This is a genomic window from Taibaiella lutea, from assembly GCF_008629695.1.
Classification (GTDB): domain Bacteria; phylum Bacteroidota; class Bacteroidia; order Chitinophagales; family Chitinophagaceae; genus Taibaiella; species Taibaiella lutea.
Genome location: NZ_VWSH01000004.1, coordinates 155,883 through 178,928 on the forward strand (window position 1 = coordinate 155,883; position 23,046 = coordinate 178,928).

The following is a 23,046-nucleotide window of genomic DNA, read 5'->3' on the forward strand; positions in this document are numbered from 1 at the left end:
ATATCATGAAAAAAGCATTTAAGTCAAGTGTTATCATTACAGTATATTTAATAGCTGTATCCATCTGTTTTTTCCCTGCCGGAACATTTGGGCAGACCTTTAACTTCAAGCAGTTTGATCATAATGTCATGCATACTGCCGATTCCATCAAAGCTCATGGACTCAATGATACTATTATCGTAAGTCATTCTGCATGGGATGACATGGTGAGCAACAGCTCTTCATGGGCGAGTTATATTAAGTTTAAGAGCGTGCATGATATTGTCCGGTTTTCGGTTAATCACCGATATCCATTCAAGATTTTCAGTCCTTACACATTAAGGCTTACTTATAAAGTGTATGGTTTCTCCAATCCTGCCACACCAAATACAGCTACCAGCCCTGTTATTAATGATACACTTACAATAAGCTTCAATCCGGATTCACTTGCTCTGTATCAGGACAAGCAATATAAAAAATACAGCAACTACCATAAAATCATGATAGTGCTTACCGGCCTTTATAAAATTGACGGTGCAGGCGGAACACCGACCCCCGTGACGCTCGGGCCCGGCAGCACTTTTAATCTGCTGAATTTCAATGTTGAAGGTGCAGTATTGTTTGAGCCTTACAATACCAGAGTAAAGAATGGTAGTAATTTTTATACGGCATACGGCGCTTCTGCAAATCTTAAGATTGATAAAAGTACTGCTACTCATGATTACCTGCCTGTTGTCTGGAAACCAAATGGCATGACCATCTTTGACAATCTGCAGCTTAATCTTTTACCTGTAAAATATGAATTGGAATGGACTTATGTTGATAATTACAAAGTCGATCCGTACAATAATACCACTCCGATATCTACGAAATCAGCAAGCAACTTAAGCTATAGTTTTGTTGATAATGCTACAAAAGTCTGGGTTGACACCAATTATTACAAGATACCGCTGATATACCAAAAAGGATATGTAATTTATCGTGTAAGGCTGGTCAGGCCCGACTCTTCTGAATATAAATATCCGATTTACGGGCCTTGGACACTTGCTTCGACCGGTACAGTAAGCGGAGTTGCAAGCAATAATATATATCAGATAGATACCGCCCACTTAAGTGATAGCCTGAATTGGCAATACACCGTTTCATTTGCGGAGCAAGGTAAGTATAAGCATGTGATGAGCTATTATGACGGAATGCTCAAAAATAGGCAAAGCATCACCCGATTCAATAGTACACCCGGTAAATTAATTGCCACCGAACAGATTTATGACTACGAAGGGCGGCCATCGATCAGTATTTTGCCTACACCTGTTAATTCTCCTTCATTCAGATACCAGTTAAAACTGGCGCTGAACAAAAATACAGGTAATCCATATCAACCTCAGGACTTTGATACAGTACAGCTTACTTCCTGTCCGGCAGATATACTGCTTCCGCCCCTGCATGACAGCTCTCTTGCAGATATTTATTATTCTCCCAATAACCCTGATAAGTCAGGCTACCAGAAATTTGTTCCCGATGCAGGAGGCTTCCCATTAGTACAGACCGTTTATTCGCCCGGTTATGATGAAAGAGTTGAAAAGCAGGGTGGTGCAGGAGATACACTTCAGATAGGCTATAAACACAATATCAAAAATGATTATGTAGGCACCGAGCAGAATGACCTTAACCGTTATTTCGGTACAAATATAGGATGGACTGAATATTACCGGAAAACCGTAGCCAGAGATCCCAACGGCCAGCTATCGCTTAATATTACAAACTATAAAGGCAAAACCATGATGAGTTCCATGGTTGGGCTACCGGACACTACTATACATGCCTTGGTTTCAAATGAAAACCTTGCTGACTCTGTACAGTACACGGATGATTTTCTTGCAGGTACCACCCAACAGATAATTGGCAACAAGCGTATCCTGGATAAGAATTTTTTCAATGAAGCCGCAGGTAATAACACAGCAAAATATGTGTACAAGTTCAAGCCTTTCGAAACCTTCTGTATTGGCAAATACCTTACGGTTAAGGCACAATACGATTACAGGATATTTGACGAGTGTGGTGTCATCGTTGCACATAGCGATAGTGTGTTAGGATATAGTGGTGTAGTTACATCGGGATCGCAAGTAGCATTTGAACAAACACCGCCCTTAGGCTTCTATATGGAAAAAGGCACCCATAGCCTTCATAAGGAACTTACTATAAATACGGATGATGTGGCATTTGCTGTCGATACTTTCATGTCATTGCCTACAACCGAAAACTGCCTGAAGGATGAACCCTGGTTTATAAAGCAGTCCGTTTTATCCAAACAATTCCCTTGCCCGGAAAATTATGTTGATCTGGATTGCCCTTCCTGTGGAAGCAAAAAATATGAAATGATTCAGGAATTATATCCTAATCAGGACAGCGCGTATATTAAAAGAAAATATGGTGTCTATCATACCATAAACGGTGTTGTCATAGGCAATAACAATTCTGATTTTACGATATACTGTGGCACCGGCACTAATCCTAATAACTGGCATCAAGAGTTTACAGCTGAAGATGTATTGACAGGAGGTGGCGAAGGCACTCCTTATCCCGGAGGGCTGACTTTAGGTAACTGGGAAAATTTAAACCAGGCAGGTTGGGGACCGACCGTTTTTCCTGCGGGCCCTTATATCATTTTAAATGGTACCGATACACTTAATTGTAAATACCGTTATCAGAATGCCTGTATAACAACCATGCCCGATACTATCATCAGGTTTGGAAATATCTATACCAATCTGCAACAATTACCGGTAGAAGATTTCATTAATATCTTCGACGACAGCATAGCTGAAGCTTTACTGCCGCTGCATCCTGAATATTGTAAGATGTTGGATTGCGTCGATGATCCGTATGCAAAAAAACTAAGAAAGATTCCTAATGCCGATATTGCGGACCAGTTAGGCATGATGAAGCTTGCCGATATTATCGCTAATGATCCGATACATGGTAAGATGATGGCATACCCCGCTTTGTTTCCTAATCCATTTGATACTATGGCTTATCTCCAGGACGGCTATTTGTGTCTTGATACTATTGCGTTCAATCAGGCCTATTGTCAGACATCAATTGGTAATATGCTGGAACAGTGCCAGTCGGAAATGTTCCAAAGTGAGATTGCATCTGGCACATTGATAAATGATTACGTCAAGGAAAAATACTTTGAAGCCATCCGGAATATTTATTTATCTAACCGCGCCCGGTACCTTTATATCCTGATGCCGGGCTTCCCTAATGGAATTGATTGCAGTATATGCGACACCGTCAGGATGCACCTGATTCCGGAACCTGTATTCCCTAATAATGATTCCATTTACTACACATTGCTGGATAATATTACCACAGCTGTAAATAATACCAGTACTACAGTTCCGGTTACCGGGCTTTCTGTTGTTAACCAATATCTGTCTATGCTTGATACGATTGATATGACGGGTTATCAGAACGCTTCAGATAGCGCAGTAGGTACATACATAGGTACAAGCAATACCTTGATGAATGCTGTGCTTGACAGCATGATGGCTCAATTTACAAACTGTTTGCCTGCTGCCAACCTCGACAACGTCAGGGACTACCTTGAAAACCTATACAATACAGGTCAGGTCATAAACTGGCAGTTTACACCTGAGCAAGTTACAGATGCATTGGTTTCTAATGGCATCAACATGGACGATCTCTGCAATCCCTATATTGTCAGTTACGATAAGTTAATGGCGCCTCCGGATGACTATGGATCGGGAGGTATCAAGTGTGGAAATGTTTCGATGTTTGACGGAATAACAGAATTCCTGAATGGTCTTTCGCTCAGTGCCCTGCAGAATCCGGGTAATGACTATTTTGTTCCGCTTACCGGCGGTAATCCGTTTGCTACTTTAATCTCCCAACAATTAGGCAATGTAAACACTTGTATAGCCAATGTTGAGTTTAACAGCCAACAGCAGCTATATACTATTAGCTATTCACGCTCCGGCCTTACAGTAAAAGTGTCACTTAAAGCAAGTCAGGGCGGGACCTTTGTAGATCCCTTTATCCCGGGCTCCGGCGAAACCGTTTCCTTACAGGCTTATTGCATGAAGGAGATCTATAATGCCTTCCCTTCAGGATACATAGCAGACTATTCTTTTGCTGTGGTAGCAAAGCATGAATCTTCTTCTTCTACGCATTATTATAACATGAAAGCGTGGAATGACAAGATTACAATAAATAACCTTGGTGAAAACCCCATCAGTGAATGTGTTCCATGTACAGAGATGAAAAAATTGTACCTGCAATTTCGCGATACCTGTACTGCATATAATGTAAAAGGAGTAATGCATCCTTATTACAAAACCATGTTGAAGAATTTCATGAACTATAGGCTTAAAAGGGCCTTCACAGATGAACAATATATTGACTTTGTAGAAAGCTGCGCTCTGGCCGACAGCATGACGATCAAAGATATGATTGTATTTCAATTGGTATTCGGCGACAGTACTGCTGCTTTTACCTTTGTTGATGCACTCAACAATTATGACCCTGTGGTTAATATTATTCCACTGTATGTTTACAGGATTTCAGGCTCAAACTATAAAGTAGGAATAAGCTTAAAAGATATTCCTAAAAACAAACTCAGGCTTTTTTACGATTACATCCATACATACCCATGCACCAGTCACGCATTGAATGTTACCTTTCAGGATATAGACGACGAAAGTTACCTAAGCACCGTTTTTGTACCTGTAGGTACAACACTGTCCAATTCGGTTGTATTTCCCGGAGCTCCGAATTCCCTCACTTTCTACAATATAGGTACTTATGATGCATGGAACGGGACCGCATTTACACCGTGTTATATGTATAGCATTTATACACCCAATATAAATGACTTTGCAGGTAATAACAGGAAAATGGCGACACTTGAACAGTATGTTTATAACCATACCGCTTCAGTAATATTCCTTCATGGTATACAACACAGCATAAACAGTGAGTATTACCTGCCGGAAAAACAAGGCTACCTTCAATATGCTTACTATAACCAGTCACTCCCTTCAATAACTGTGCTTGATAAATTGCAGGTTGTCAGCCTTGAATCCGGAATACCGGTGCTAAACGGCAAAGTACTCAGCTATGGTCATCCGGCACAACCCTCTTATATCCAGAACTTATATATTGGCGATCCCTCAACAGCTACCGATAATACACATTATGACAAATTGCAGTACATCCTTAGTAGGGTTATGGCACATTTCGGTGGTGGGATTTTCTTTACAGGCCCTAATACTGTGAATATACCTGTAGGCACCGGCATGCTTACTGCCTTCAGATGCAGGGATACCGCTTTCTGGTACCGCTATTTTGACACAGGCGATACTATGTATAATGTTTTTATCCGTACACCGGAATATATTGATACCAATTATTTACCCGGCTATATGGTACAGGATTACGGCTTTAACCTGGGGGATGATAATTCGCGTTCTTTTCATATTACGCTTAACAATACCTCCTCTCCTGTACCGGATCTTGATTTGAACGGTTTTACAGATTTTACGGTTGCAAAAAACAAAGTATTACATAATGTTTTGCTGGACCATGCAATCGGTGAAAATTCACTGCTTGCAGATACCGTGGATAATTGTGAGCGTGATCTTCTCAATACGGCTGTTTATGAAGGTAAAATAAAGTATAAATTTTATATAGACTCAATAAGAGAAAGGCTCTATGCTGACTTCTATGACTATATAATGAACGAAGGCATTTCAGAGAACCTGTTTATCTCTTACCGTAACCAACGATTCAATTATACTCTTTATAACTACGACAGGGCAGGGAACCTGACACTAACGGTACCGCCCGCAGGTGTGTTCCCTGTGCCAAGTCCTAATCTTTCTTTGGTTGATGACTACAGAACTAATCCTTCTGCAGGTAACATCATCCCTCCGGATGCTAAAATATCGGAATATAAGTATAACACCTTAAACCAGGTTGTTTATCAGAAAACTCCTGACGGAGGAGCGACAGATTTTTATTATGATGCCGCAGGACGTGTGATATTTTCACAAAATGACAAGCAAAAGCCATCCGGCAAAATGACCTATACCTTATATGACAAACAAGGTCGTATAGTAGAAACAGGTCAGGCAAAAGTGGCATGTCCGTATTTCACACCCATTTATCCTGCAACAGTTTCAACCGTCGGGCCTCCTTGTTCTTATTATGATCCGGTAAACCATAAGATCACCTGTTTGCCGCCAATTGTTACATCACTTGCCCACAAGTCAAATGAAGAAATTATAGCCTATGTCCGGTCAAAGGATAGGGAGGAAGTTGTATTGACCAATTACGATACAGTGAGTGTAAATATTGCTGCTAACTTAGGCTATTCGCCACAGGAGAATCTTCGTAAAAGAGTTGCAACCATAAAATACTTCGATTTCCTTGGAACAACAGACAGTGCAGCTGCCAATTATACCTATGCTATGCATTTTAGTTACGATATAGCGGGAAATGTAAAGACCCTCACACGTGATTATCCCGAATGGAAAAATATCGGGCAGCGGTTCAAAAGGGTTGATTATGATTATGATGTTATCAGTGGAAAGGTCAATCTGTTAAGTTATAATCGTGGCTTTGCAGACCAGTTTTACCAAAAATACAGCTATGATGATGATAACCGTATTACCGAAGTAAATACCAGCAACGACGGTATTATATGGCAAAGAGATGCTTCCTATCAATATTATCAGCATGGTCCGCTTGCCCGCATAAGTGTCGGTGATTTACGGGTACAAGGTGTCGATTATGCTTATACTATTCAGGGTTGGTTAAAGGCAATCAATGGCGACCAATTGAATCCGCAGATGGATATGGGTGAAGATGCAATCGGTAACAGTGTGCATGCAAACGATGCCGTGGCGCTTACGCTCGATTACTTTAAAGGCGATTATAAACCGATTGGCGATACAGCAGTGATGCATATAGCAGCCATGGGTAAAAATATGTATAATGGCAACATACCAAGAGCAACCACAAGTATATTACCATTCCCTGATCTTGCCTCCACTTATACTTACGATCAGCTTAACAGGATTGTAAGAGCCGACTACGCTAATATGAGCAGGGCCACTGCTGATCTTACAACCACGGCCGACTATTACAGCAGCTACGCGTATGATCCTGACGGAAACCTTAAAAAACTGGTGCGCAACGGTAATAATCCAAGTCATCAGCAAATGGACAGCATGCGTTATTATTATGGAAGCTATACCAACTATTCCACCAATAACAACAAACTGGTGAATATTACGGATATGGCTGATGATAACTATTCAAACGATATCAGGAAGTATGTGAACCAATATACCAATCGGTATAATTATGATCCTACCGGAAATGTTACACAAGACCTGGTAAGCGGTCAGGACGATATTGTATGGAACCACTATAACAAGGTAACGCGCGACTTCAATGGAACACAAAATCAGACACTTGGGTTTCAATATGATGGCGCAGGCAACCGTTATCTTAAATCCGTATCTCAATCTTCTCCGGGTAAAGATTCTTCTACTGCATATTCCGACTATTATGTAAGAGATGCACAGGGCAATATCCTTGCCATCTATAAAAATGAAGCAAATTATGCTATGACGAAGCAACAATGGATAGAGTACATAACCGCTTCTGCAATGGTGCTATGTAATCCTAAGATTTATATAAGGGACTTTATAAATCCTTTTTATTCCTACAATTCATATTTCAGGGATCACGTCCTTCAGGTTGCCAATACCAATGACTCCTGGGTACATGATCAGATTACGGATAGTGCCGTATCTTTCTATATGAGTGGCGATCCTACTATTTTTTATAATACTGTATCAGGAGCTTACAGTGCCAATCACATGTTCGGAGACATGGCTCTTTATGATCAGGCAAATAATATAAATGTACTTGGAGATAACCTGAACAACTGGCTAAGTAACAATGATGAAGCTCACAATAAATTCCTGCACGATTTGTGTTCAAACAATCTTCAATTGAATCCTGATTTTGTTCAGCTATTGTGCAGTACCGCACCTGACCTTTTGGAAGGTATCATGTCTGATTATAGTATTGACGGTTACAATCCGCATAATTGCGATGTAAATGATAGCCTGCTTAACAAATACATTATCGAACATGGTATAGAGCCGGTAGCCTTCTTTAGCGAAATAAACGCTGCAGGGAAAGATTTCCCCACAGCCTTTAACAGTTTTCTGGCAGGATTATATAATTCGGCAACCCTGTTCCATTTGGATAACGATGAGCTCACGGCATATCAATTGCTTTGCTTGAAGGCTCCGAACGCATTTCGCGCTGCAATGAATGCATTTGGGATTCCGAAGCATGATGATTGTGATGCAGATATCAGGGAAGTGGATAAATGGGTAGGAGAAAGCAGCAATAACCTTGCTTATTTTAATAATACCCTTTCAACAGATAGAGATAACACCGATGAATTAAATAATTTCATTGGCAGCCTGATTTATGATAACAATGCTGTTACAGAAACAGATGTTCTTCAAAATGTATTTACCCATCTATGCGAAACAATGCCGGAATTGACAGAGGCATTGATGGATCATACCGAGCTTGACTATCAGGAGGACGTTTGCGTTGATAATGCAAAAGCCTTGAAGGATTATTTTACTCAGAATGCCACAAACCATGCACTTTTAACAGATGTTGTAAACTGGTTGTATGACAACAGATCGAATTATGATAATAAAGAAAATTACCCGATGTTCATAGATTCAATAGCATCTGATACAGCTATATTAAATGACGCTTATTATACGGGAAGCATGGGGGCTGTACTTATGCCGGTATTGATAGACGCAACGCTTAATTATACCAACTGGACAGATGTTGTTACTTTCTTTGACAATTGGGATCAGGCGCGCACGCTTATGGAAAGAAATAATGATGGCCAAATGCTTTTGGGTGCGGCATACCATGCCGATCCTGCGCAGTTCATGGTAAACTTTATGGATGTATCAGGAAACCACGCTATCCTTACAGAAAGCCTTGCAGCAATACCTAATCTCACACTTGACCTGTTCACCGATTATATGTACAGAATACAGGATCATTACTGCCTGCATACTTTTATTATAGATTCCATTGTACACACCGCCTATGTCAATGCATTGCAGTCGCGCAGGTTTTCCTTGTCTTCCCATCATCTGTATGGCAGCAGCAGGCTGGGAACCAAAGATTATTTGCCGGGTGAATTCTACAGGATGTATGCTTATGCCGATACTACTATAGCGGCGGATACACTTACACTGTCATCGCTCAGGCCATGGTATAGCCTGGAGTTCAATGATCTTATTGCCGGACTTCAATTGGAACCATATAATGCTACTGACTTCAGCACGTATTTTGCAAGCCATCGGATAGGTGAAAAACAATATGAATTGACCAACCATCTGGGCAATGTGCAAGGCACGGTTAGTGATCTGCCGTTCCCTTACGGTGAATATAATATAGAAGGTTACCATCCGGCCATGCCTGCTACTTATGATTACTATCCTTTCGGTATGCTGATGCCGGGACGTTTCACAAGCGATACTACGTCCAAGTGTACAACTATCACTCAAACAAAATGGATAACCAAATTGGTTGATTCCTGTTACGATGTTTACAATTGGGTATGGCCTTTTTTCACAAAATTCGATAAAGCCACAGCGGGTGTTCTTGCAGGGACAGTTGTGATCGGCTGCGATCGCGTAAATGAATGGGTGAGTTTCCGTTTCCCTTCTACTCCCAATACAGAGCAAATTTTGGAGCTTGATGTCAATACGTTAACTTCGGGTAGTGGTACACTGGAAGTTGCGGAGGACATTGGTGGCAACTGGAACGTACTTGCAACTGCAAACATTAATAAAGCCGGTCTTTTTCACTTAAACTACACACCAACCATGTCTGATGTCAGGGTAAGGTTCTTAGGTCCGATAGTAATGAAGGTAAATCATATTTGCATCAAGAAAAAAGTACAGGTACAGGAAAGCTATCTTGTTGATATTTGCAATAGCTATAAAGACAAATATCGCTTTGGGTTCAACGGACAGGAGAAGGTAAATGAATGGGCAGGGATTGGGAATTTCATGGAGTTTAAAGAGAGGGGACAAGATACAAGAATTGGAAGATTCTTAAGTGTTGACCCGCTTGCAAAAAAATATCCATGGAATGGTTCATACAACTTTGCAGAAGACAGAGTAATTGATGGGAAGGATTTAGAAGGTCTTGAATATCGATATTCTGCAGATGGCACTTATTTGGGGCAAGGAAGTGATAGAAGCAGCCAATTAGTTATGCTGGTAACCTCTAAGCAAGTAAAGGGAAAAACTGTAACAGAAGAACATGTATTGACATTTAATTATATGGCAGTCAATCATGAAGAATTCCAACAATATGCATCGACCATATACAACGAAACATACCAGGGACCAAACGCACCGAATGTTGATAAAAGCGGAAAGCTATTTGTTGCTGATGCAATAGTAAATAAAGGGGCAAATCTCGGCACGGAATATCCCGCACTAAGGAATAGGCCAGTTTTTTTACAAATGACACTTGATAAGGTTATGATAAACGGAGATTCTCATGAAAAAAGAATGTCAGCGGAAAGGCAAAATCCATCTGCAAAAGCGTTAATACCTGGTACAAAACTGAAATTGAATCGAATAAGGACATTGCATTATGCTGAGTTCTATAATTCTTCGTTAGAAGAACGAAATCAAAATCCGGAAATGAAAGCAAGTAATGAGGCTGCCATTCAAGGGTTACTCCGTACTGCAAATGATGAGGATGTAAAACGGACAGATGATTCGGCTAATGGCGAAGCTAATTGGACCGGCAACGGAACATCAAATGCTCCTAAAAAAGATGCAACAACTACACCTACAACAACACCTCCTGCAACATCCCCAACAACAAAAACAAATTAATTAAGCCGTGAATTTTAAGCAATTTCATTTTTATTTAAAGCTATTAAGCATTATCTGTCTCTTTTTCCAGATTGGATGCGCTCATCATGTTAATAATTGCGGTGTAAAACAACTAATAGGAAACAAAACTTCATTTAATGTGGGTAATAATGACACTTTCTTTTTTGTAAAACCAATTTTGAAATATGACACTACATTTAAACATAGCACTGCACAAATTTCGATACAAGTAGTTTTCTATGATTTTAAAGTGCAAATAATTGGAAGTTATAAATATGAAGAGAATATGTCCTTTCTTGACCCGGAATTGTATAAAAAAACGTTCGTTAAATTGAATGATACGCTGCTAAAAGAAGATGTCAACAATGAAGTTATTTGGGATCGTTATTTCTCAACTTATGATTCTGTTGGTATACTCAAATTAGGAGGGCAATTGAATTTCATATTTTTAGCACGCCCAATTTTTTGTAATGGACATTATTGTTCTGACATTAGCCTTACGGTTATTTCTATTGGGAACAAAGATCATTTAGTAAGTGGAATTAATACTCAATTCTGTAACGATACAAGTTTAATAGCATTAATAAAGAAAGAAAGCTTTTCTAAAAGGAAATTACTTATACCTGTAATGGAGGACGGCTGTTATGGAGAACATTCGACTGGTAAAATCTCATGGAATGAATTACCTTCATTTAAAATAAGATAAACTTCTCTTTGAGTTTCTAATGTTCATTTGCTGCACTCATGTTATAAAGTAAGCCCCGCTATCTGTAGTGTTAGTTAGCCCAACACTGTTGTTCTGAGTTTGTAACTCAGAACTATAATAAAAGAGCTGCTACTTTAAAAAAAGTAGCAGCTCTTTCAATTCAATGCATTGCTTAATGCGAACATAAAAAAACGACCGGAACATTGCTCCGGTCGTATAATTATTATTAACATTACAAAAATTATTTGCACCCCCGCATCGCATTCTTACAAGGATTCTGCGCACTGAAAGTATTCCTTCTTGCTGCTATCCTGATGCTTCCACACTCAAGACCAAATACGCCAAGTCCGCGAATCTCTTCGCAAATCCCGCTAAACTTAAAAGCAACCAATAAGTTACGGTAACATTTCCATCAAATCTCTCATCGCCCTTCTCAAACCACCCCATTCTCAATGCAATCCTCTATAGCAGCTAATGATCAACCATTTACAATCTATCGAAGCGTTCTGTATTCCAATCAAAACCCTTTTACACGAAATCGAACCACTTAAACATACAATCGATTTTAATATAACAAGAATCAAAGCACCCTTACACAAAATCGAACCACTTAAACATGTAATCGGTTTTAATATAATGCAAATCGAAGCACTCTTACACAAAATCGAATACCTCTGACACGAAATCGAACCACTCAAACATGTAATCGGTTTTAATATAATACAAATCGAAGCACTCTTACACAAAATCAAACACGGCTGACACAAAATCGAAGACCTCTGACACAAAATCGGAAACCATTAAAGTAAAATCGAACACTATTGACAGCGAAGCAATGACCATATGCACCAAATCAAAGAACACTGACAGAAAATAAGTGAAGCTGACACAAAATCAAACACCTCCGTCGCCGAAGCAAACACCATGTACACGAAATCAAACACCTCGGAACGCCGGGAAATTTGCAGCAACTTTTTCTCAGTCCTTATAATAATTTGATTAAAACATACCTTTCAGATATAAATTACCATAACGGGAGATGTCATAAAAAGAAAAATTAAAGCCAAAAAAGAGCTGGAGTAAACTATACTTTCAATTTCTGATTGCCTTAGCACACGAAAGTATCTGACAGTCATTGCTGCTGAACAGACTTTATCAATTGTAATATCAGAAAAAAAATCAGTTACCTTTTCTTTCAAGGGGAATTGCTAAACTGTGGATAGCACCTTCCGAAATACCATCCTTAAATATTTCATTTAATAAGCCCGCCAACCTGATGCCGCCCTGGTCAATGCGTTTTTCAACTATAGGTATATGTGCTTTATAATAATCTTCAGTCAGCTTATTGTCTTTTGCTACCTCCGCATATAAAGTATCGCATATCTGATAGCTTTCAAATAGCCATTTCAGAATCTCATCACGCTGCCATCCGGCAATTTCTTTATTGCTCGCCCGATCATATTGCTTTACCATGTTTTCTAAATCAAAAGCCTGGTGATCGATAAGTTTACTATCCCACAAAGCATGGAGATTAGTACCTTTTCCATCGAACTGAACCTGGATCGTATTGCCTCCCTTATCTTCAGCACGGCTGACATGCATTGGTTGATGCGCGTCCCCTACAAAATGTACAAGAAATTTCAGGGCTTCTGCTTTTTGCTCCCTGGTAGTTGTTTTATCCAATAGCTTTTTCTTACATTGGAGAATGGCTGTATAAATATTATCCGTCTGCTGACTTGTCACAGCTTTTGAAAACTCATTATAGTCAAGGCCGGAAGGCACATTAATATAGTGCAATGGAGCAGCATACTTATATTCGGGCAACGGCCTTATTTCATCTGCCCAGTTGGAAACATTTGCCAGCGTTTGCTTGCCAAGCAATACAGCTACTTCTTGTCTTGCTTTTGGAGATAAATGATTCTCTGCAATCTTTGCAACTGTTTGGTGACCCAGCGTACCCCAGGAACCAATGATAATACTTAAAAGAATAAGTATGGATGGTAATATTATCTTCTTCATACCTTAAAGGTAATTCCGCAATATTACCGGACTATTACCATTATTTTGGTAGAAGAGTCGACGCTGTGCAAAGCTTCCATTTAAATAACGATTCTTTTAGCAGAATGTCATTTAAGCGGTATGGAAAAACGGAACCTGCTTCCTTTCCCAAACTCACTCTCTACAGAGATTTTACCATCATGCCTTTGAATGATTTCGGAGCATAAGTAAAGGCCGATACCAAAGCCGGAGATGAATTTCCTGCCGTGATCCTCCACTCTGTAATAGCGTTCAAATATTTTATCAAGATCCTCGCTTCTGATTCCCAGGCCTTCATCCTTTATAGAAAAGAAAGCCTGATCGTTTTCCTGCCAGCATCTGATTTCAACCAAAGTTCCGTTTGGTGAATATTTTACGGCATTGCTTAAAAGATTAGAAATGACAGACGATATTTTGTCTTTATCCGCATTAACAAAAACAGGCTCTTTGTTTTCGAAGCGGATATTGTCAACTGCAGTAGTAACTATAGTATCTTCTATTGTTTCAGCAACTAATTGATTGAGGTCAAATTGTTGTTTAACAATCTGTAGTTTGGATGATTCAAGCCGTGAAATATTAAGAAACCCATTAATCAGTCCATTCATTTTTTTGACTTGCAAACCTGCTTTACTCAATGTAGACGGGACGAATGGATCTTCGTTCTCCTTAAGTTTAAACTCCAGCATCTGAATGCCAAGCGTAAGCGATGTAAGCGGTGTTTTTAACTCATGGCTGACCATACCGATAAAATCATTCTTCCGGATCTCATCCATTTTCTGCTCGGTAATGTCTGCCATAACGCCGGTAATATAATTGCCGTTTTTTTCATCCCGCACATATTTACCCACAGACCGGACCCAACGCTGTTTCCCGTCATGAAAACCTGTCAAGGGGTATTCAACCCTGAAATTCGCAGCATCTGAAAACGATGCATTGACTGCATTTTGTACCATTTGCCGGTATTCCGGCAGAATCTGGGCAATTGCCGCCGGGAAAGACACTTCTTCGTCTGCAGCAAAACCAAACAACTCATTAAACCTTGCAGAAGCGATTATTTTACCAAGCGTTTCGTCAAGGTGCCAGATGGCCAATTCTCCCGACTCAATAGCCATCCGCAATGCCTCTTCTGCCTGCTCAATCTTTTGCGCGGCAAGATGTTGTTCCGTAATGTCCATCACCACACCCGTAAATGCCGAAAAATCACCGGATGGATCAGCCTTCAGGTTTCCTATGGCACGCAACCAGCGCAGGCGTTTGTCGTGCAGGCCTACCACAGGATAAGTTACATCGTAGTCGCCTCCATGATATATTGCATTTTCCAGTTTGGCAGACACAAAGCCACGATATTCTTCCGTAATTTGTGCAAGAGCCTGCTCAATAGACAGATCTTCTTCGGGATAATATCCGAATAATTCCTTTAAGCGCGCATCGGTAATAAACTCCCGTGTTACAGAATGAATGAACCATGTACCAAAATTAGCCGCACTGATAGCAAGCCCTAAGGCAACCTCCCTTTCGTCTATTTTTTGCCTGGCCAGCAACAATTGTTCGTTCACTAAAGCCAGCTCATTATTGGTTGCAGTCAGTTCTTCATTGGAGGCTGCCTGCTCTTCATTGGTCGCTGCCATTTCCTCATTAATGGCTTGTAGTTCTTCCGAAGTTTTCGCTAATGTTTCCTCCATCTGTTTCCGTTCGGTAACATCACGCGTAGTGCCTGCTACTGCCTCAACTTCACCATCGTCATTAAGTACAGGTATCAGGATATAATCATAAATCCGCTTGCCTAAAACAGCATGCGGGAAAGATACTTCACCGCGTACCGGCTGTTTGGTAGCCCTTACCTGGTCAATCTCCCGTTCGTGCATTGCGGCATGCCATTCCTCATAACCATTATCACGCAAGCCCTTGCCAATGGCCGTATCCCATGTTTTTCCCCACATGGTCAGCAGAGCGCTGTTGGCATATGTAAAACGATAATCAAGATCCCACACATACATCAGGTCAGGAGTACCCGAAGTGATGGTTTCATAAACCCTTTTTTGTTGTTCAGCCTGTTCGCGCGCCTGCTGCAGTTGCTGTTGTACATTGATCATCCCCGTTACATCAAAGGCGATGACCAGTATGCCGTCCACCTTGTTATATTGATCCCTCCAGGGTTGATAACTAAAACTGAAATAACGATCTTTTGTCGGCCCTCCTTCATACTCTGCGATTGGGACTAACAATTCATTCATTTCATAAGGTTTGCCATTATGATAAACATCTGACAATATATCCTGCAATGGCGTACCCACAAGTTCAGGTAAAGCTTCTAAAATGGGCCGCCCCAGTAATTTACGGCCGGGCAATAAAGCCTGATAGGCAGGATTGACCAGTTCATAAACCAGCTCCGGACCTCTGAGTATACAAACGCCTGCAGGTGCCTGCATAAAAAAGCTTTTGAACCGGTCACGTTCGTATTCAAACGTTGTTCTTGCAGCTTCTGTCTTTTGCAGCTCTTTTACTTGTTTGGTATTTTCCAACACCCAAACAGCCACTTTACTGACTTTGCCGTCATCGTCTTTTATAGGAGCATAAACAAAATTAACAAAGATCTTTTCTTCCTGTCCGTGACGGATAAGCATAAGTTCTATCTCATTGGCATAAAAAGCCTCTCCGGTTTTAGCAACGTTTGTCAATGCGGCCTCATAGTACGGCCGGACCTCGGCAAATGCATCCCAATAAAACCTGCCGAAAACAGCATCATATGGTTTTCCCGCTACTTCCAGAAATTTATCATTGACCATTTCGGCAACATAAGTATCCGCATTGAGGATACAAATTCCGATAGGCGCATAAAGCACGGCTTTATATAAGTCTTCTCCGTAAGGTAATTGCATGAGAAAGGCTGAATGGTTAAATAGTCTATCAAACGTAACCAAAAATAAATCATTTTGTTTAAAATAAATGGTCTTGTTTCTATGGCTTCAATCTTAGATTTATGTAAAGCAAAACCTTAATACGGTGACAATAGCATGTCCCTGTCAATAAATAAAAAGTTCTTTAGATGTCGGTAAGATAAAAGTCCTTTATCCCAAAAACAGGTGAAAATACCTGAATTGGAATATAATGTTGTTTATAGATTTGCCTTTGTAAGCAAACTCTTAAAACCTTATGGCTCAACTTGACACTCTAAAAGAGAAATTGTTGCAAATATTGAGTAAATACCCCATTGATTCGTACAAAGGAGACGTTCCCATGAGCGTCACACTTAAAAGATATATTTTAGAAATAGAATTTTTAAGAAATGAAACCATTACTTTAAAAAAACTGGGACTGGCAGCTATGGAAAGCTGGTCTGTATCTTTAGATGATGTTCAGAAAGTTATTAATGATACTATTCATGAACATTTCAGGCTGGATTAGGCCGTATGAGTTTGGTTTTAAACAGGAATAAAATCATTTAACAATTTCATCCTTCTAAAGGGGTGTAATCAATCTTTTTTTTCAGGATGTGAAACTGCAATTTGCATATAGCACATTGGTAGCGTTCAAGAGGGAGCCAACCTAATAAAAATTTTACGAATTTTGATCTGTGTATGCGCTTGTTATAAGTTTCCTGTTTGCATCTCGGACATTTTCTTGTTATACTCTGTGCTTTTCTTTTCGTCGGTTTATTCATTTTCGGCATAGGTCTGTTGAAATGGTTTACTGTTACAATATTCTCAAAAACAGGAAGGCACTATTTACGGATGTCCTATGTTATTTTTGATCATATCATGAACCGTTAAAAATAAGTTTCATTTTTTAAAATGGAAATTTTATTTGCTCTGCCGGAATTTACGGTTGTTGTAATGGGAATTATCAACCCTGAAAAGGGGTATCAGGTTACTGAAAAATAATCCGGCCAGAATCAATTCCATGTTGGGACAATGTTTACAAGTCCCGCAAGGACAGTACAAAACAAGATAGGGTATAAACCCTATCTTTTAACGATGGGTTTACACCCTATCGATGTTATGTTTCATGCTCCAAACAGCATATAGTCCCAATTAAAAAGAATGACTTTTTAAACAAAGTAATTTGACTTTTTAAACAAAGTGAGTCTGTTGAGCGCTTGTTAGTTTTGCATTATAAAAAAAACTACAAGATGAAATTAAAAGACAATTATAACGGAGCATTGCAACAACCCATCAACTCCGGATTCAATGCAGCATCAACTGCTGCCGGTGTAATAAAAGACATTCGCCTTGATGGCAAAACAACTATTGTTACCGGCGGCTATGCCGGAATAGGTTTGGAGACTGTAAAAACTTTTGTAGCAGCAGGTGCAAAAGTAATTGTACCTGCCCGCGATGTAGAAAAAGCCGCAAATAACTTAGCAGGAATTTCTGATGTAATGGTGGAAAAAATGGACCTTATGGATCCGGATTCTATCAATGCCTTCGCAGAAAAGTTTCTTGCAGCAAATGAACGACTCCATATTCTTGCTAACAATGCCGGTATTATGTGGGTGCCGCTGCAACGCGATAAGCGGGGCTATGAATCGCAATTCTCGACCAATCATCTCGGACATTTTCAGTTAACGGCAAAACTTTGGCCTGCCTTGAAGAGGGCAGATGGTGCAAGAGTTGTCAATGTTTCATCTTACGGGCATCAGATAGCTCCCTTTAATTTTGAAGATCCCAATTTCCTGAAAAGAGAATATGAAACATTGCAGGGATATGGACAGTCCAAAACTGCCAATAATCTTTTTACTGTCGAACTCGACCATCGCGGAAAGACTTTTGGTGTACGCGCCTATGCTTTGCACCCGGGTTCTGTGAACGGAACCGATCTTGGCAGAGTGGCTCCTATGTCATTATTTCAGCAGATGGGTACCCATGATGCAGACGGAAACATATTCTCCGAAGTGGCTGCAAAACTAAAAAATGTGGAACAAGGCGCTGCGACATCTGTCTGGTGTGCTGTCAGTCCGCAACTGAAAGACATAGGCGGTGTGTATTGTGAAGATGGAGATATAGCCGTAATTGATAACGGAGATATGGAACACAATTTTGATGATCCTTCAACATTAAGAGGTGTAAAACCTTATTCATTAGATGTTGAAAATGCAAAGAGATTATGGAAGCTAAGTGAAGAACTGACCGGAATATCATTTCCCGTTAATTAGAATAGGTATTGCCTGCTCAGCAGCTTGCGTTATTTTTGCAAAAGGTTTTATGCTTATGGAATTTGAAACAAAATATATAACCGACGATATAAAGCTCACACATTTTGAAGGAAAGCCCTTCAAAACAGAAGTGATATTTGAACATCATATCCTGGTCTGGTTCATTTCGGGTGAGACAAAAATTATTCAGGCCGAAGAAACGCATACTTTCAATGCCGGAGATATTTTTCTGATTCCGCGCAACCAGTTGGCAACTGTTATCAATTATCCCAAAGATGGGAAACCACATAAAACAGTGGCCATGCATCTTACGAAGGAAAGGCTGGAAGCATTTTATTCAAGGCATAAGGCAACAGGTAAAATGCAGCCGCTTCAGAAAGTATATCATTTTTCAAACCATCTCTTACTGGAAAGTTGCATGGCATCATTGATTCCTTATTTTGATCTCGGTCCAGATTTGCCTCCCGATATAGCGGTTATAAAGATTGAAGAAGCCATCAGCATACTAAGGTCCATAAATAAAAATGTGGATGGCTTGCTGGCTAATTTTGAAGACCCGGGTAAGATTAACCTTACCACTTTTATGGAACGTCATTATATGCTTAATATGACGATGGAGCGCTTTGGCTATCATACAGGACGCAGCGTTTCGACCTTCAGAAGGGATTTTAAAAAAGCATTTAATACCACGCCGCAAAAATGGCTTACGGGCAAGCGGCTGGAACTGGCACATTATCATATAGCCGAAAAGCAAAGAAGGCCTGTTGATGTTTATGTTGAAGCAGGCTTTGAAAACCTCTCGCATTTTTCCTATGCTTTTAAGAACCGTTTCGGATATTCACCGCAATCTTTATCTGATAAATAGTAGTTGTTATTTTAACAAGATTCATTCAAACCAATTATTTTGTACGGTTGTTTTCTTCTTAAAACCATTTTATGTCAGCAAACAAAAGAACAGATACAGGTTCAAGATTAATAAACGCACCGGCAGCAGTTATATATGAAGCTTACCTGAACCCTGAATCTGTCATGTCATGGCGACCGCCGGAAGGTATGAAGTGTGAAATATTTGAATTCAACCCGCATCAGGGAGGGATATTTAAAATGTGTTTCAGCTTTATAGATGAACACCACGATACGCCCGGAAAAACCACAGCGCATGCCGATGTCTTCAGCGGTATATTTGAAGAGCTTAAAGAAGACAGAAAGATTGTTGAAGCGGTTAATTTTGAATCGGATAATTCTGCCTTTGCCGGCACCATGAAAGTCATTACCCAACTTGAAACTGTGCCGCATGGAACTTTCGTAACAATCAGATGTGAGGACGTTCCATCAGGTATAAAAGAGTCTGACCATCAAAAGGGCATTCAGTCTACACTCGAAAACCTTGCAAAGTTTACGGAACAATAGAATGTGGTATTTAATAAAAAAAGGCGCTCCCTAAAGAGTGCCTTAAAAAAAAGTAAGTATGAAAAAGCAAAGGTAAGAACTTCTTGTAAAAAAATAGTTAATTAATTTTTACCAAATTATTAAATAAGGCACATTTTTTTGAATGTGCCTTTCCCGTATATGGCAATTTCAAAAACTTATCAGAATGCTTTTGCAAATGATATAATCAATTATTTCATAGACATTTTATTCAAAATGATGTGTGTGTGGTTTTAACAAAATTTATCTAAACCAATCATTTCCTGTGGTTGTAATAATGTCTCAAAACTAAATTCAAAAAACCAATTTTATGAGAACACAACACAGAAGTTACAACCGTGGTAACGAAGGAAATCAAAATGGCCGTTATTCATCTTCCAACGGCCGCGACAATTACAACAATCGTTATGAAGGACAATATAACGATCAGGATGATTACGAAGATAGCTATGATACTCAAAACCGGTATGATGATGAATATGATGAGTATAATAATTATGGGAACAGGTATGACGAAAATGACAGCAATGAAAATTATGGCGGCGACAGGAACAGGCAATATTCATCTATGAATGACAGGAATGATATGAACCGCACATACAGAGGTGGAAGCGATTCCTACAGCAATGGAGGATGGGACAATAATGATAATGGCCGTAGCCGTAATTATAACAGCAATAATAACTTATATAGCAGCTACAATAACAACAACGACCATAACGAAAGATATGGCAGGAATAATAACGGCAATGATCGTAATTATAGCAATGGCAGCTATGATCAGGGCAGAAACTATTCCGATGGTAATCGTTATGGAGGCAATTCTTACGGCAACAACAAGCGTTATAATGATGACTACAACAGTGGCAGATATGGTCGCGGTAACTCTATGAGTCATAATAATGACCGCTGGAATAATAATGAAGGTAATCGTCAGGACGATCAATCTATGCACAGAAGAGATGGCCGCATGGATTCTTCAATGAACGAAAATTCATCATCTTATGGTAACCGTTCCGGCAATTCATGGAGAAGCGCGCAGGGCATGTCGTCAAGAGCAAGACGTGGCTTTGGCGGCAATAACTCAAGCATGGAACGTGATAATTTCAATACTTCCCAAAGCGGAAGAACAACAAGAAACAACAGATAATATGATAATGGTTGCCTTTTGAGGAAGGCAACCATATTTTGTTTTAAAACCATTAAATCCCCTTAATTTTTTTATTGATATGGAGACAAATAAAACTGCTGCCACAACTGCAAAATCAAATGCAGATAGCCTGAAAAAAAGCAGCAATAGCAAGAGTACTGTAAAGCATAAAAAGGAAGAGCCTCTGGAGCAATTTTTTATCGATGCACTGAAAGATATGTATTGGGCGGAAAAAGCAATTGTTGAATCACTTCCGAAAATGAGAGATGCAGCTACTACCGAAGAATTGAAAGAGGCCTTCGAAGATCATGAATTGCAAACCCGCAAACATATTTCAAGGCTGGAAAAAGTATTTGAAGAAACAGGGCAAAAGGCAGAAGCTAAGAAGTGTGAGGCAATGGCCGGCATTCTTAAAGAGTGTGAAGAAATAAAGAATTCTACACCCGAAGGAACTATGACACGCGATGCTGCATTGATCATAGCCGCGCAGAAAGTAGAACACTACGAGATAGCGTCTTATGGTGGCCTGGTACAATTGGCATTGACACTTAACTACAATAAAGCGGCCGACCTTTTAAATAAAACCCTTGCCGAAGAAGAAGAGACCGATGAAGCGCTTACCGACGTTGCAGAAAGCTATATAAATTTTGAAGCTTCCCGGGAAGGCGACGAGGAAGAAGAAAGCGAAACCGCTGCTTATTGATTTAAACTAACCATTTAACTACAAACATAAATTTTATGAAAAGGATATTTTTAATGTTGTGCGGATGTATGTTGTTTACTTCTCTTTCATTTGCCCAACAGGATTCTACAGGGATGAACGGGAAAAATAAATCTGCCAAAAAGCATAACAGCAGCACCTCCACACAGAACGACACAAGCAAAAAGGATTCCTCTAAGAAAATGAAGCGAAATGATAAAAAAGGAGGAATGAATAATAACCTTGACAGTACTGCTACAATGGAAAGATAAATAAAGTATCCCTGTTTTAAAAGTTAAAGACCCGTCGTCTGACGGGTCTTTGCCATACTATTTTAAAATCCCTAATCATATTATTCCTTTTCATTTTTCCAGTCTTCCACTTTATTGGCAGCATCTATAGAATGAGATTGATGAATATCTTCATCTTCCTCTGACTTATCAGATAACTGCTGATAATATTCATGCAAAGTATCAAGCTCACATTCGTCCAGATCTTCAATATCCACCAGCCTGTTGCTGGCTTTCCGGCTCGCGGCAATCAATTCGTTAAGCTTCAGTTGTATGGCTTTAGAGTCTTTGTTCTGTGTTTTCTGGATGAGAAATACCATAAGAAAAGTGATAATCGTTGTACCCGTGTTGATTACAAGCTGCCAGGTGTCGGAAAACTTAAAGACCGGGCCTGTTATAACCCATAATAATATCGTACCTGCCGCGAACCCGAATGCCCATGAAGAACCGGTCCATTGTGTAATTTTATTGGCGATTTTCTCAAAACCGCTTTGTTTGTTTTTGTTCATAACGATGGTTTTTAAAGAACAGTCCAATGTACGTTACTGTTATATAGATTAAAATGAAACAAATGATGACATCTTTAATGAGAAACCTTCTCAAT

At 39.8% G+C, this 23,046-nt stretch carries 12 protein-coding genes; 9 read left to right on the forward strand and 3 right to left on the reverse strand.

The window, feature by feature from the left end:
* The first annotated feature begins 5 nt into the window (after positions 1–5).
* Both F0919_RS15635 and F0919_RS15640 read left to right on the forward strand, forming a co-directional pair.
* Entirely contained in the window at positions 6–10,979 is a 10,974-nt protein-coding gene (locus tag F0919_RS15635; protein WP_150033730.1) for an RHS repeat domain-containing protein, read from the forward strand.
* Positions 10,980–10,986: 7 nt separating this feature from the next.
* A complete protein-coding gene (locus F0919_RS15640) occupies positions 10,987–11,685 on the forward strand; it encodes a hypothetical protein (RefSeq protein ID WP_150033731.1) in 699 nt (232 codons plus the stop codon).
* 1,179 nt (positions 11,686–12,864) lie between these two features.
* Here F0919_RS15640 and F0919_RS15645 read toward each other — a convergent pair.
* Complete coding sequence (locus F0919_RS15645; RefSeq protein ID WP_150033732.1) at positions 12,865–13,704, reverse strand: S1/P1 nuclease; 840 nt, start codon at positions 13,702–13,704, stop codon at positions 12,865–12,867.
* A 107-nt stretch (positions 13,705–13,811) separates the two neighbouring features.
* Positions 13,812–16,601, reverse strand: coding sequence for a PAS domain-containing protein (locus tag F0919_RS15650; protein WP_150033733.1), 2,790 nt, complete (start codon positions 16,599–16,601; stop codon positions 13,812–13,814).
* A gap of 274 nt (positions 16,602–16,875) precedes the next feature.
* Here F0919_RS15650 and F0919_RS15655 point away from each other — a divergent pair, with 274 nt between their 5' ends.
* From F0919_RS15655 to F0919_RS15685, 7 genes are all read left to right on the forward strand, one after another.
* Positions 16,876–17,127: a hypothetical protein gene (locus F0919_RS15655; RefSeq protein ID WP_150033734.1), complete on the forward strand. Its 252-nt coding sequence runs from the start codon at positions 16,876–16,878 to the stop codon at positions 17,125–17,127.
* Positions 17,128–17,851: 724 nt separating this feature from the next.
* Positions 17,852–18,874 carry an SDR family NAD(P)-dependent oxidoreductase gene (locus F0919_RS15660; protein WP_150033735.1) on the forward strand — a complete coding sequence of 341 codons (1,023 nt, stop codon included), beginning with the start codon at positions 17,852–17,854 and terminating at the stop codon, positions 18,872–18,874.
* Between the two features lie 55 nt (positions 18,875–18,929).
* Positions 18,930–19,739: an AraC family transcriptional regulator gene (locus F0919_RS15665; protein ID WP_150033736.1), complete on the forward strand. Its 810-nt coding sequence runs from the start codon at positions 18,930–18,932 to the stop codon at positions 19,737–19,739.
* A gap of 71 nt (positions 19,740–19,810) precedes the next feature.
* On the forward strand, positions 19,811–20,284 hold the full coding sequence (locus F0919_RS15670) for an SRPBCC domain-containing protein (RefSeq protein WP_150033737.1): 474 nt from the start codon (positions 19,811–19,813) through the stop codon (positions 20,282–20,284).
* A 328-nt stretch (positions 20,285–20,612) separates the two neighbouring features.
* On the forward strand, positions 20,613–21,452 hold the full coding sequence (locus F0919_RS15675; protein ID WP_150033738.1) for a hypothetical protein: 840 nt from the start codon (positions 20,613–20,615) through the stop codon (positions 21,450–21,452).
* A gap of 79 nt (positions 21,453–21,531) precedes the next feature.
* A complete protein-coding gene (locus tag F0919_RS15680) occupies positions 21,532–22,155 on the forward strand; it encodes a YciE/YciF ferroxidase family protein (RefSeq protein ID WP_150033739.1) in 624 nt (207 codons plus the stop codon).
* A 35-nt stretch (positions 22,156–22,190) separates the two neighbouring features.
* Entirely contained in the window at positions 22,191–22,424 is a 234-nt protein-coding gene (locus F0919_RS15685) for a hypothetical protein (RefSeq protein WP_150033740.1), read from the forward strand.
* 80 nt (positions 22,425–22,504) lie between these two features.
* Here F0919_RS15685 and F0919_RS15690 read toward each other — a convergent pair whose 3' ends face one another.
* Positions 22,505–22,951: a low affinity iron permease family protein gene (locus F0919_RS15690; protein ID WP_150033741.1), complete on the reverse strand. Its 447-nt coding sequence runs from the start codon at positions 22,949–22,951 to the stop codon at positions 22,505–22,507.
* Positions 22,952–23,046: the final 95 nt, after the last annotated feature.